Source organism: Micromonospora sp. WMMD730 (assembly GCF_049178955.1).
Lineage (GTDB): Bacteria > Actinomycetota > Actinomycetes > Mycobacteriales > Micromonosporaceae > Micromonospora > Micromonospora wenchangensis.
On sequence record NZ_JBMHML010000002.1, the window covers coordinates 6636835 to 6649065 of the forward strand.

13 protein-coding genes are annotated in these 12231 nt (G+C 72.1%); 6 read left to right on the forward strand and 7 right to left on the reverse strand.

All coding sequences use genetic code 11. The annotated features are described in order from the left end of the window. Positions 1 to 167: 167 nt before the first annotated feature. The 3 genes from ACN265_RS28245 to ACN265_RS28255 form a co-directional block, all read right to left on the reverse strand. Complete coding sequence (locus tag ACN265_RS28245; protein WP_421410607.1) at positions 168 to 509, reverse strand: hypothetical protein; 342 nt, start codon at positions 507 to 509, stop codon at positions 168 to 170. A gap of 749 nt (positions 510 to 1258) precedes the next feature. Beyond that, positions 1259 to 2104 (reverse strand): hypothetical protein, encoded by an 846-nt coding sequence (locus ACN265_RS28250; RefSeq protein ID WP_421410608.1) that lies wholly within the window; start codon positions 2102 to 2104, stop codon positions 1259 to 1261. Further along, entirely contained in the window at positions 2101 to 2682 is a 582-nt protein-coding gene (locus ACN265_RS28255; protein ID WP_421410609.1) for an RNA polymerase sigma factor, read from the reverse strand. Before ACN265_RS28255 ends, ACN265_RS28250 begins: the two co-directional genes overlap by 4 nt. A 175-nt stretch (positions 2683 to 2857) precedes the next feature. Here ACN265_RS28255 and ACN265_RS28260 point away from each other — a divergent pair, with 175 nt between their 5' ends. The 4 genes from ACN265_RS28260 to ACN265_RS28275 are packed head-to-tail and all read left to right on the forward strand — an operon-like array spanning position 2858 to position 6424. After that, positions 2858 to 3583, forward strand: a complete 726-nt coding sequence (locus ACN265_RS28260; protein WP_421410610.1) for an ABC transporter ATP-binding protein — start codon at positions 2858 to 2860, stop codon at positions 3581 to 3583. Further along, the gene (locus ACN265_RS28265) at positions 3580 to 4350 is read left to right on the forward strand and encodes an ABC transporter permease (RefSeq protein ID WP_421410611.1); all 771 of its coding nucleotides are present in this window, start codon (positions 3580 to 3582) and stop codon (positions 4348 to 4350) included. Before ACN265_RS28260 ends, ACN265_RS28265 begins: the two co-directional genes overlap by 4 nt. Next, positions 4343 to 5764: a sensor domain-containing protein gene (locus ACN265_RS28270; protein WP_421410612.1), complete on the forward strand. Its 1422-nt coding sequence runs from the start codon at positions 4343 to 4345 to the stop codon at positions 5762 to 5764. The genes ACN265_RS28265 and ACN265_RS28270 overlap by 8 nt, the downstream gene beginning before the upstream one ends. 15 nt (positions 5765 to 5779) lie before the next feature. After that, complete coding sequence (locus tag ACN265_RS28275; protein WP_420116998.1) at positions 5780 to 6424, forward strand: response regulator; 645 nt, start codon at positions 5780 to 5782, stop codon at positions 6422 to 6424. Between the two features lie 108 nt (positions 6425 to 6532). On the opposite strand, the gene ACN265_RS28280 is transcribed toward ACN265_RS28275, so the two are convergent. Beyond that, entirely contained in the window at positions 6533 to 7840 is a 1308-nt protein-coding gene (locus ACN265_RS28280; protein WP_421410613.1) for an alpha/beta hydrolase family protein, read from the reverse strand. Positions 7841 to 8009: 169 nt separating this feature from the next. On the opposite strand from ACN265_RS28280, the gene ACN265_RS28285 reads away from it, so the two are divergent. Together ACN265_RS28285 and ACN265_RS28290 are read left to right on the forward strand one after the other, a co-directional pair. Continuing rightward, complete coding sequence (locus ACN265_RS28285) at positions 8010 to 8864, forward strand: helix-turn-helix domain-containing protein (RefSeq protein WP_420116996.1); 855 nt, start codon at positions 8010 to 8012, stop codon at positions 8862 to 8864. A 180-nt stretch (positions 8865 to 9044) separates the two neighbouring features. Further along, positions 9045 to 9989: an NADP-dependent oxidoreductase gene (locus ACN265_RS28290; protein WP_204925931.1), complete on the forward strand. Its 945-nt coding sequence runs from the start codon at positions 9045 to 9047 to the stop codon at positions 9987 to 9989. A gap of 100 nt (positions 9990 to 10089) precedes the next feature. On the opposite strand, the gene ACN265_RS28295 is transcribed toward ACN265_RS28290, so the two are convergent. The 3 genes from ACN265_RS28295 to ACN265_RS28305 form a co-directional block, all read right to left on the reverse strand. Beyond that, positions 10090 to 10239, reverse strand: a complete 150-nt coding sequence (locus ACN265_RS28295) for a hypothetical protein (RefSeq protein WP_421410614.1) — start codon at positions 10237 to 10239, stop codon at positions 10090 to 10092. A gap of 100 nt (positions 10240 to 10339) precedes the next feature. Further along, entirely contained in the window at positions 10340 to 11686 is a 1347-nt protein-coding gene (locus tag ACN265_RS28300) for a glycoside hydrolase family 6 protein (RefSeq protein ID WP_307826221.1), read from the reverse strand. A 233-nt stretch (positions 11687 to 11919) separates the two neighbouring features. Then, positions 11920 to 12150 carry a hypothetical protein gene (locus ACN265_RS28305; RefSeq protein WP_421410615.1) on the reverse strand — a complete coding sequence of 77 codons (231 nt, stop codon included), beginning with the start codon at positions 12148 to 12150 and terminating at the stop codon, positions 11920 to 11922. Positions 12151 to 12231: the final 81 nt, after the last annotated feature.

The window sequence follows — 12231 nt, forward strand, 5'->3', positions numbered from 1 at the left end:
GGCGACGGTCGGGATGGCCGGATCTGAACCCCGCATCCGAGGAAGCCGCACCTACCGGCACGGGCTCGACCCGATGATGTCGTTGTCGACGGCGGCCCGCTTGATCTGCGACAGCAACCGGCCCGCCTGCCACTTCTGCGAGGCACTCGGCATGGCTCCGGAGGCAGCTAGCCCTGCCCAGTCCTCTCATTGGCCCAGTGCACCGTCAGGTGGCCGGTGCCGTCCGCGTACTCCCGGCCGCAGGAATAGCGTGATTCCACCCCGGCGATCGCCACGGCACCATCGACCTCGATGGCGGGTCGTCCGGCCCCGTTCTGGCCGATGACAAACTGTTCATCCAGGAAGCGGACCTCAGCTGGTGTGGTGGCCTTCTGTTCCTCCAGCGCCTTCCCGATGACCTTCTGGTGGCACCATTGCACCCCATCGAGTGCGTTCGCTTCGCGGCGTGAATTGACAGCCAGCAGAGTCGCCGCCACTGTGACCGCGACCACGATCGCCAGGCCGGACATCTTCAGTACCACCGGAAGCCAACGCGGGGGTCCGGCATCGGCTGTTGCGGCATTCCCGTAAGTCACAAGAATGAAACTACGCCGTATAGGCACCATGATCAATGGCAGCTCACCGTGTCATCCACGTGCCGGCAGCCCTACCTCCTGCGGTCAACGGCGGGCACGAAGGGGTCCCACCTGCCTCACCACGTCCTTGTCGGCCGGGGCGTCAGTCCTGCCGAAATGCCGGTGCGGGGCTACGTTGATCGCACCATGGGTGATGGCGACCGCAGCCGCGGGGGCTGGAGCGAACCACACAAACCGCTGCGCGTGCAGCAACGCCGCTGGGTGTGACAACGTCCACGGCGGTCAGCTCCGGACGTGGCGGCACAGGGCGATCGAGGTCATTTCCGCGCAGGTGCTGCCCGTTTCCGTACCTCCTGAACCGCGTGTCGCAGGTTGGATCCTGCCGGGGCACCTCCAAGACCGGCAAACGACTCTCTTCCTGCGGACGGGCTCTTACCTGAGAGGTATTCGGGAGCGATGTCGACCCATCGGCCGCACGGTAGCTGAGGGACAGACCCGCAGGAACTTTACGGCGGGATAAAGCGGCGGCAGGAACCGTGTGCGGGATTCCGGGAGACGTTGTCCTTCCGGACGAACCAGCGACCATGTGTGGCATGTGGCATCCGGCGACGGGACCATCGGGCGATGGCCGGTCGTCGACGAACGGCCCGATCCTGCAGGCCGTGGTCAGATTCGCCGGAGCACTAGCCTCGCCACTTCTCGGCCGGTCGGCAACCACTGGCCGGTCTGCCGTAGATCCGCTTCCCGACCGGATCCGTATAGCAGTGCTCCAGCTCATCTTCGGCCTGGAACAGCGGACGCCTGTCGATCTCCGTTCCGGTGGCGTCGTAGCTGACCAGTTCGGGGGCGTCACCGGCGCTGAGTCGGGCGTCGCTGGTCATCAGGCCGAACGCGCCTCGCAAGAGTCGTGCTGCGGTGGTGTGGCCGTCGCCGTGGTCGAGGACGAGGCGGTGGACGCGGCTGCCGACCCGGCCGCTGACGCTGACGTCCCCGCCGTCGGCCTCGGTGGAGGTCAGCAGCAGCCGCTGCACCGGCCCGGGCAGCAGCTCACCGTGCGGCCACGGCTCGACGGTGCCCCCGCCGGACTCCCGGGCCGTACCCGCCCACTCCACGTCGCAGGTGGCGTAGCCGACGTCGTTCATGAACAACACCAGCGCGCGGCCGCCCCGCTCGATGCCCACCGCCAGGTCGGCCAGGGACACCGGGACGGGTGGTTCCTGCGGGTCCCGCTGGGTCTGTCGTTGCGGGGAGTTCCACTGCAGGCACCGTTCGGCCGCCCTCCGCAGCGACGGCGACAACTCCCCGGCTCCCATGGCGAGCACCTGCACCGTCGAGCCCTCCGGCCGGTCCGACACCACCGCCACGGCACCGGACGCCACGACCAGCAGTGCCGCCACCGCCACGGCGGCCCGCAGTCGCGGGGTACGCGCCGGAGGCGGGCTCACGGAGTCGAGGATCCGGGCCCGAATCGCGAGCGACGCCCTCGGCGGCAGATCCCGTTCCCCGGGCAGATCGAGAATGTCGTTCACCGTGTCCCCTCCTGGATCTCCTTCGGCAGCAGCCGGGCCAGCCGGCTGCGGGCACGACTGACCCGGGACCGCACCGCCACCTCGCTGATGCCCAACACCGCTGCCGCGTCCGGGTACGACACGCCCGACCACAGGCACAACGCCACCGCCTCCCGCTCGGCCGGTGGCAGCCGGCGGACCACCGCAAGGACCTCGGTCATCCGCCGCTCGTCGTCGAGCCGCGCGGAAACCTCGTCGGCGAGGTCACCATCGGTGGGCCGCTCCCCCGGTAGCCGGCGCAGCAGCGCCAGCCACCGGCGCGCCGACCGCCACTCCGAGCGCACCGCGTTGGTGGCGACGACCAGCAGCCACGGCAACGCCGATCCGTCGACCAGTCGGGCGTCACGCCGACGGCGCCACGCGACGAGGAACGTCGCCTGGGTGACGTCCTCGGCCGTCGACCACGAACCGGTCAGCCGGAACGCGTGGTTGTAGACCGGGCGGGAGTACCGGTCGAAGAGCCGACCGAATGCCCACTCGTCACCGGCGGCGATCGAGGACCACAGTTCCTCGTCCGACGGCCGTACCAGATGCCTCACAGCACACGCCGACTGTGTTGCATCGCGGCGGCGCACTGCGGATCCGGATGTGTCGTCGGGAGCGACGTCCGAGCGGCTGCCGCCGTGGGATCCGGGTCGCTGGGGGAAAACCACCAGGCCGAGCCGGGTGGTTGCCGGCTTCTGACCGCCGAGCGGGTTACCTACCGTCGATCTCGTGATCGAACTACGGGAGTTGACCAAGAGTTACGGGGGCCGGGTCGCCGTGAACGGGCTGACCGTCCGGGTCCAGCCGGGCGTGGTGACCGGGTTCCTCGGCCCGAACGGGTCCGGCAAGTCGACGACGATGCGGATGATCCTCGGGCTGGATGCTCCGGACCGCGGGGAGGCGCTGATCGGCGGGGTGCCGTACGCGAACCTGACGTGGCCGTTGCGGTCGGTCGGCGCGCTCCTCGACGCCGGGGCGTTCCATCCTGGCCGCAGCGGCTACGCGCACCTGGCCGCGCTCGCCGCCAGCAACGACATCCGGCGTTCGCGGGTCGACCGGGTGTTGCGCCTCGTGGGTCTGTCGGACGCGGCGAAGCGGCGCACCGGCACCTACTCGCTCGGCATGCGCCAGCGGCTCGGCGTCGCGGTGGCGCTGCTGGGCGACCCGGGGGTCCTGCTGCTCGACGAGCCGGTCAACGGGCTGGACCCGGAGGGCATCCGTTGGATCCGGAGCCTGCTGCGCGCCCTGGCCGCCGAGGGCCGGACGGTGTTCGTGTCCAGTCACCTGATCGCCGAGATGGCGCTGACCGCGGACCGGCTGGTGGTCATCGGCCGGGGCGAACTGCTGGCGGAGACCACCGTCGCCGAACTCGCCGGCCGCCACGACACGCTGGAGGACGCGTTCTTCCGGCTCACCTCGCAGTCCACCGACTACCGCGGCACGGAGGTGTCATGAACGGCTACGGATTCCGGCAGGTGGCCCGGATGGAGTGGATCAAGCTGAGCAGCGTCCGGTCGACGTGGTGGCTGACGGTCGCGACGGTGCTGTCGATGGCGGCGACCGGGGTGGGGGTGGGCCTCGGCTACCGGTCCCACACGCCGGTCGCCACCACCGCCCAGATCCTGAACAACAGTCTCAGCGGCGCCCTCCTGGCCCAACTGTTCCTGGGTGTGCTCGGCGTCCTGCTGGTGACCGGCGAGTACGGCACCGGGCAGATCCGGTCGACGTTCGCCGCCGTGCCGCGGCGTCGGACCGTCCTGGCGGCGAAGGCCGCCGTGTGTGGTGGCGCGGCTCTCGCCGTGGGCATGACCGGGACGTCCGCCGGCTACCTGGGCGGGCAGCTCGCGATCCGCGGCACCGCCGTCCCGACCGCTTCCCTCGGGGACCCGGCGGTCCTGCGGGCGGTCCTGCTGACCGGCGGCTATCTGGCCGCCACCGCGCTGATCGGGGTGGGTGTCGGGGCGTTGGTACGGCACTCGGGGGCCGCGATTGGGACGTTGTTCGCTCTGATGTTCGTCCCCACGATCGTGGTCGGGCTGTTCGGCGAGCACGGCGTCGTCGTCGGACGCTTCATGCCACCGCTGATGCTGCTCAACTCGGTGGCGGTGCTCTCGCCCGGGTCCGGGCTGTTCACCGGGTGGGTCAGCGTGCTGCTGATGTGCGGGTACGCGGCGGTGGCGATCGTGTGTGGTGGCGTCCTGCTCCGCTCCCGGGATGCGTGACCCACGGGCCGACGACGACAGGGCCGGCCACGACCGGGCCGGTCGCAACGGTGCAGGCAGCAGCGCGGTCATCGGCCAGAATGGGCCGATGACCGCGCTGCGCGCACCGTTCAGCGGACCGGTCCTGCGTCAGGCCGTGTTCTGCCTGTTCGGGGTGCTCAGCGCGGTCGCGGTCCTGGCCGTACCGATGCTCGTGCCCGCCGTGGGTGCCCTCGTCCTGTGGGCCACCGGGGCCATGTCCCGTGAGCCCGCCCCCACCGTCGCGCCGCTGTTCCTGGTGCTGTTCCCGCTCACCGTCGCGCTGCTGGTCGTGCTGGCCGCCCCGGCCGGGCGCGCGACGGGAGCGGTGCACCGCCGGCTCGCGTCCCGGCTGCTCGGCGTACCCGTGCAGGCTCCGCCACCCCGGCCGTCGCGGCGGCCCGGTGCGCTGGTCACCGACGGACCGGGCTGGCGGGCCTGCGGGTACGCCCTGCTCAAGGTGCCGCTGGCCGTTCCGCAGGGCTACGGCCTGTTCTGTTACGTGTTCGGGCCGGTCAACCTCAGCTACCCGCTGTGGTGGCCGCTGTTCCGCAACCATCCGCCCGGCACCCGCCTCGGGCCGGTGTGGGCGCTGACCCCGTTCGGCCCCATCGGGGCGCGGACGATCGCCGGCACGTTCCTCATCGCGGCGGCCGGTCTCGCCATGCTCCTGGTGGCACCGACGCTGCTGCGAATCGGTACCACCGCGGACCTGGCCGCGATGCGGTGGCTGCTCGGCCCGCGTCGGCTCGCCGAACGGGTGCGGCAGCTCCAGGTCAGCCGGGCCCAGGCCATCGACGACGCGGCCACGATGATGCGCCGGCTGGAACGGGACCTGCACGACGGCGCGCAGATCCGGCTGGCGACGCTGGCCATGAACCTCGGCATGGCCACCGAGAAGCTCGGTGTCGACGGCCCGCCGCCCGACCTCGTGCAGGCCCGCGAGCTGGTCGCCCTCGCCCACCGTGGCGCGAAGGACGCCCTCGCCGACCTGCGCGATCTGGTACGCGGCATCCACCCGCCGGCGCTCGACAACGGCCTCGGCGACGCGTTGGCGACCCTCGCCTCCAGCAGCGCGCTCCCGGTCACGGTGACGGTCGAGCTGCCCGACCGGCCGGCGCCGGCGATCGAGACGATCGTCTACTTCTGCGCGGCCGAACTGCTCGCCAACGCGGCGAAGCACAGCCACGCGACCCGGGTCCGGCTCGGTGTCGTCGGCACCGGTCGGAGTCTGACGCTCGGTGTCACCGACGACGGCACCGGCGGCGCGGACCCGGCCGGCCCCGGCCTGACCGGGCTGGCCCGCCGCATCACCGTCGTGGACGGCCGGATGCGGGTGCACAGCCCGGCCGGCGGGCCCACCCGGGTCGAGATCGAGCTACCCACACAGGTGTGAAACGGAGGCGACGGCATGCGGGTGGTGATCGCGGAGGACGCCGCGATGATGCGCGAGGGGTTGGTCCGGCTGCTCACCGACCGTGGCTTCGAGGTGTGCGCGGCGGTGGCCGACGCGGACTCGTTACGGTCGGCCGTCGCCGACGCCCTACCGGACGTCGCCGTGGTCGACATCCGGATGCCGCCGACGCACACCGACGAGGGGCTGCGCGCCGCGATCGACATCCGCCGCGACCATCCCGGAGTCGGGGTGCTGGTGTTCTCCCAGTACGTCGAGACCCGCTACGCGACCCGCCTGCTCACCGACCGACCCAGCGGGGTCGGCTACCTGCTCAAGGACCGGGTCGCCGACGTCGCCGACTTCGTGGAGGCGCTGACCCGGGTGGCGGCCGGCGGCACCGCGCTCGATCCGGAGGTGGTCGGTCACCTGATGCGGGCCGGGCGGGACGTGGCGGGGCTGGCGTCGCTGACCCCCCGCGAGCGTGCGGTGCTCTCGGCGATGGCCGAGGGCCGGTCCAACGCCGGTGTCGCGGCGGCGCTCGCCATCACCCCCGGGGTGGTGGAGAAGCACGTGGCGAACATCTTCGCGAAGCTCGGGCTGCCGGCCTCGGACGGCGACAACCGCCGGGTGCTGGCCGTCCTGCGTCACCTCGGCGGCTGACCCCGCCCGGTCCGACGCCGGCCGGCGTGCGTGCCCGTCGGCCGGCGACCGACACGAACGCCGGCCGGCAGACTGACACGGCTGCCGGCCGGCGGGGTGGATCGCGGGTCAGGGGATGAAGGTGACGCCGGGCAGTCGTGGCGACGGACCGTCCAGCAGGTGCCCGTCCCGGTCGCGCAGCCACCTGTCGAAGAAGGCGGTGACCAGGGTTTCCTGGGTGCGGATGGCGCGGGCCGGGTCGATGGTGCCGATGGTCCCGGTGACGAAGCTGTCGGGCAGGCCGAGTTGCCTGGCGATCTGCGGGAGCAGCGGTACGACGTCCTTGTAGGCGTCCTCGCTGGGCGCCCCGTCGAGCCGCAGGTCGACCCGCCAGCCGGTGCTGTTGTCCCACAGCATCCGCCAGGACGGCGTCTGCCGGTGGTCGGTGCCGACGTCACCGACGAGCATGAACGGCCGGTCCAGGCCGGTGCGGGTCACCGGCCACAACCGGAGGGCTTCCGGGACGATGGGTGACTCGATGCTGCCGTCCATGTCGATCGCGGCCCTGATCCGGGGGTCCCCGCTCATCACCTGCAGAGCGGTGATCCCGCCCGCCGAGACGCCGAACATGCCGGTCCGGCGCAGGTCCAGGCCGCCCGCCACGCCCCGGGGCAACGGCCGGCCCTCCGCGTCGGGGTTCACGCCCCGGTGCAGGGCCGCCAGCTGGCCGAGTACGAAGCGGGTGTCCGCGACCCGGGTGTCGAACACGCGGGCCGCGAGTCGCTGGAAGTCGTCGGGCTGCTGCGCCTGCTCGAAGAGCTGCGGCAACACGGTGGTGAGGACCCGGCCGTCGGGGAACTCCACCTCGGACGTCTCGTAGGTGTGGTCGATGGTCACCACCACGTACCCCCGGCTGGCCAGGTCCTGCACCAGGGTGGTGTTCCAGGTCCGTGGGTCGCCGGCCCCTGGGGAGTACAACACCACCGGGAACGGTCGCCCGTGCCGCGCCATCGGCGCACCCCGGTGACCGCTGGTCCGGGTGGCGGCGAAGTCCACCGCGCCGGCCGGTATGTCGTACAGGCTGACCCCGACCCCGTCGGCGCTGCCGAAGTGGGCCGCCGCGCCGGGCAGCATGTGGGGTGCCCGGGGGAAGCGGGCCACGTCGGTGGCCGGGTACCAGAGGCTGACCATCAGCTCGCGGGAGGCCGGGGTGGTCGCCCACGGGTCGGTGCGGGAGCGGTCGACCAGGTGCAGGTCGACCGTACCCACCGGATAGGGCCCGGTCGGCGTCGGCAGTCTCAGCCGGGCCGGCCCGTCGCCTCCCTTCGGGGTCGACGGCGCGACGGTGCCGAAGGCGAAGGTGGGTGCCGCGTTCGCCAGGGTCAGACAGCCGGCGACCAACGCGGCGAACAGGGCTGTGCGGATTCCTCGTGCCATGAGCGGGCTCCTCGGGAAACCGGGGCTGCGCCTGCGGCCGCCCTCGGTCGTTCCCACGCTAGGAGCGCGACGGGGCCGCTAGAAGGCGGCTTCCACCCGCACCCGTCCCGGGGATAACCCCCGGGACCACCCGCGACCTGCGGTCCGACCGGAGGGGCACACTGGGGCCGTGGATCGTCACGAGTTCGGCGTCGCGGTGCGCCAGTTGCGGGAGAGCACGACGCCGACAACGGTCGGGCTGCCGGTCGGTCGGCGGCGGGTGCGGGGGTTGCGGCGGGAGGAACTCGGCGACCTGGCGGGCATGTCGGCGGACTACGTACGCCGGCTGGAGCAGGGGCGCAGCCACCCGTCGGCCGGGGTGGTACAGGCCATCGCCCGTGCCCTGCGCGTCGGACGGGCAGAGTACGAGCGGCTCTGCGCGCTGGCCGGGTACGCCGCCGCGGACGGGCGGGTGCCGAACGAGATCGGTCCGGGCGCGATGCGGCTGCTGGAACGGTTCACCGACACCCCGATGTTCGTCTCCGACGCGGCGATGAACCTGGTCGCCGTGAACAACGCGTTCCTGGCCCTGGGGCACTGGGACCTCACCGGGGACCCGTGGGAGTGGAACGTCGCCTGGCGTACGTTCTGCGACCCGTTCCGGGGTTTCCGGCAGTCGGCGGCCGAGGCGACCGATCACGAGGCGGTCCTCGTCGCCCGCCTGCGTAGCGCGGTGTTGCGCTACCCGGCCGACGCCTCTCTCGCCGCGTTGGTGGACGAGATGCGTAGCCGCAGCGGCCTGTTCGACACCCTGTGGCGCACGCCGCGACCGGTGGTCGCCTACGAGAGCAGCGCCGCGTTCGTTCATCCGGACGGTGGCGTCGTCACGCTCGTCGGGAGCCTGCTCACCATCCCGGGCGACGATCTGTCGGCCCTGATGCTCACCGCGGCACCGCGTTCGGTCGATGCGGCGCGCCTCGCCGAGATCGTCGACGACGCCGGTGGGCCGGGCATCGTCAGGGTGGGCCAACCTGGCCCAGGCTGACCGCACCGGTTCCTGCCAGATTGGGTGACGCATCCAGCGACCGCAGATCCGGCCGGCTGCCTCCGGGCGACCCTGGTGACAGCGGACCGGATGCCCTGGCGACGTCAAGCGATGCCGCACCCGTGTTCCGCCGAACGTCCGAAACGCGTCGGCGGCGTCCACCCGAAGGTAGGTCCAGCAATGAAGGCAGTGCGTTTCCACGAGTTCGGTGGTCCCGAGGTGCTGCGTTACGAGGACGTGGAGCAGCCGACCCCCGGCGTCGGCCAGGTCCGTGTCCGCGTCGCCGCGACGTCGTTCAACGGGGTCGACGGCAACATCCGGGCGGGCTACATGCAGGGCCCGATCCCGGTCGAGCTGCCCCACACCCCCGGTCTCGACGTCGCCGGCACGGTCGACGCGGTCGGCGACGGTGTGGCCGACGTCGCGGTCGGCGACCGGGTCATCGGCTTCCTGCCGATGACGGGTACCGGTGCGGCGGCGGAGTACGTGATCGCCCCGGCGGAGATCCTGACGGGGGCGCCCAGGAACATTCCGCTGGCCGACGCGGCGGCGCTTCCGCTGGTGGGCCTGACGGCGTGGCAGGCACTGTTCGACCACGGCAGGCTGACCGCCGGCCAGCGGGTGCTGGTCAACGGGGCCGGGGGTGCGGTCGGCGGCTACGCGGTGCAGTTGGCGAAGGAGGCCGGAGCCCGGGTGATCGCCACGGCCAGCCCCCGCAGCGCCGACCGGGTCCGGGCCGCCGGGGCCGACGAGGTGATCGACCACACCGGCACCGACGTGGTGGCCGCGGTGACCGAGCCGGTCGACCTGGTGCTCAACCTCGCCCCGGTCGCCCCGGAGCGGCTCGCCGCGCTGGTCCCGCTGATCCGTGACGGCGGGGCCCTGGTCAACACCACCGTCTGGATGCCGGCCCCCTCCGACGAGGAGCGCGGCGTACGCGGCATCGACCTGTTCGTCCGCAGTGACGCCGACCAGCTCGCCGACCTGGCGGCGCGGGTCGGCACCGGCGAGTTGCGGGTCGAGGTCACCCGACGGGTGGCGCTGGCCGACCTGCCCGCGCTGCACGCCCAGGCCGGCGCGGGTGAGTTGTCCGGCAAGACCATCGTCCTCGCGCCTGCGGCCTGAGCTGCTCCCGGCAGGGTCGGTCAGGTCGTCGGCACCCGCGGTCGACGCCGCCCTCACCGGCGTCGACGCCCGGAAGCGACGCCCGGGGTGCCCGGGTGAGCTACCGACCGGCGTCGGACGGTGGTTCGGTGAAGTAGTCACGGAGCATGGCGATCTGCCCGGTGCGGAGTCGGAAGATCTGCACGAGCGACATCGTCGTCCGCTGCCCGTCCGTCCCGTCGAAGGCGACGTCGATCTCGGCGATGAACACGTCCGGGTCCCGGGTGACCGCACCGGTGTAGGGGACGCCGAACGGCGACGGCCCGACGCGGAAGGGGTTCTCCGCGTCGGGCCGTCGCCGTCGGATGGGATCAGCTGGCCGCGCAGGTGGCGGTCGCACCGGGGCCGGTGCCGTTGCCCTGGAAGCCGAAGTTGGTCGACTGCCCGGCACCGACCTGCCCGTTGTAGCTCACGTTGGTGAACCGGACGGTTCCGCTGGTGCCGCTGGACTGTGCGCTCCAGGTGCTGGTGACGCTGGCGCCGCCGGGCAGGTTGATGCTGACGTTCCAGCCGTTGAGGGCGGTGGCGCCGGCGGTGACCGTCACGCTCGCCGTGAAGCCACCGTTCCACTGGTTGACCACCACCGACGCGGTGCAGCCGTTGCCGGCCGGCGGCGGCGTGGTGGGGGGCGCCGTGGTGGGCGGCGGGGTCGTCGGCGGAGCCGTGGTGGGCGGCGGGGTGGTCGGCGGGGTCGTCACGGGCGGGTTGGGTGCGCCGTTGGCCAGGCTGAAGGCCAGGTCCGGCTGGAACGAGCCGGCGGTGTAGCGGCAGCCGTCGGCCTCACCCGGCGGCTTCACCCAGAGGTACGCGTCGATGTTGTTGTCGCCGGTGTTGGTCGTCGGGTACTGCCCGATGCGGCGGTCGGTGTTGTCGTCGCCGCACCAGTCACCGCTGGCACCGCCGTTGCGGCTGGTGTCGATGACCTGGCGCTTGCCCGAGATGCCCATGCCGTTGAGGGCGTTGATGACGTTCCGGCCGAAGTTCGCCTCGCTGGAGGTGGGGTTGAAGTTCGACACGTTGGTGAAGAAGCCGTCGGCGTACTGCACGCCCGCCGCCCGCAGGCGGTTGGCCGTCTCGCTGGGGCTGTTCCAGGTGGAGTGGCCGCCGTCGAGGTAGACCTTGGCGTTGGGGTTGGCCGCCTTGAGGGTCCGGGTGGCCGTCGAGATCGCCTGGTTACGGGCGTTGATCTCGTTGCTGTTCAGGCAGGTCAGCAGGGCGAGCGAGTCGGTCTCCAGGATGATGATGACCGTCTGGTTGCCCAGCCCACGGGCGAAGTTCGACACCCAGGTCTGGTACTGGTTGAGGTCGGGCGCACCCCCGGCGCTGGCCCCGCCGCAGTCCCGGTTGGTGATCTCGTAGATGGAGAGCACCGGGATCTGCCGCGCGGAGTTGGCGGCGCCGACGAACGACGCGGCCTCGGACTGCGCGGTCGACGGGTTGAAGTTGGCGAACCACCGGGCCTGCGGCTGGCTGGCGATCTTGTCGCGGATGACGCCGACGCGCGAGTCGCCGGGGTTGGCGGCGACCCAGCGGACGACGGCAGTGGTCGGGTCGCGGTAGAGCGGTCCGGATATCGTCCCGGCGGAGGCGGTGCCACCGGCGAGGCAGACGCCGGCGGCGGTGACGCCCGCGACGGCCGCCACACTGAAGGCCGCCACCGATCTACGGCGGAGCGAGGAGAGGGTAGCCACGACGTGTTGCCTCCTGATCACATAGATGTTTCTACATGGGAGCGTTCCCACGACGGTAGCCGAGGTGCGCGCCGCTGCCAAGACATCCGGCCCGCTCATTAAGGCATCGACCAACTTCACCGGATGCAAGGGCCGGGCGGCAGCGTACCGCCGGTGCGGTGGTCCGGCGGCGGGAACGGGAGGCGGTGGCGGTCAGCGGGTCACGGTGTGTGCACCCGGTCGACCTTCACGGTGAGCAGAACCCGCTGCTGTCCACCACCGCCGAAGCCGGGATAGGGGCGACCGAGATATCCGCGGGACAACTCGTCGATGTGCTCGCGGGCACCGGCGGTGGAGATGTCCACCACGCTGCCGCGCAACGCCCAGTACCGGGCCGGGGCGGCGGGGTCGGCGACGCGACCCGCTGGATCGGGGCGACGCCATCCACACACGGCGACAGCGGCACCGCCGTCGTGCGCGGTGCCGCTGTCGCCGGGGGCGGTCGGCCCCGACCCCTGCCGCGTGCCGACCGC

Coding starts and splice junctions, on each gene's coding strand:
- ACN265_RS28270 (WP_421410612.1), top strand. CDS start 4,343: ATGCGTGACCCACGGGCCGACGACGACAGGGCCGGCCACGACCGGGCC.
- ACN265_RS28245 (WP_421410607.1), bottom strand. CDS start 509: ATGTCCGGCCTGGCGATCGTGGTCGCGGTCACAGTGGCGGCGACTCTG.
- ACN265_RS28290 (WP_204925931.1), top strand. CDS start 9,045: ATGAAGGCAGTGCGTTTCCACGAGTTCGGTGGTCCCGAGGTGCTGCGT.
- ACN265_RS28265 (WP_421410611.1), top strand. CDS start 3,580: ATGAACGGCTACGGATTCCGGCAGGTGGCCCGGATGGAGTGGATCAAG.
- ACN265_RS28280 (WP_421410613.1), bottom strand. CDS start 7,840: ATGGCACGAGGAATCCGCACAGCCCTGTTCGCCGCGTTGGTCGCCGGC.
- ACN265_RS28275 (WP_420116998.1), top strand. CDS start 5,780: ATGCGGGTGGTGATCGCGGAGGACGCCGCGATGATGCGCGAGGGGTTG.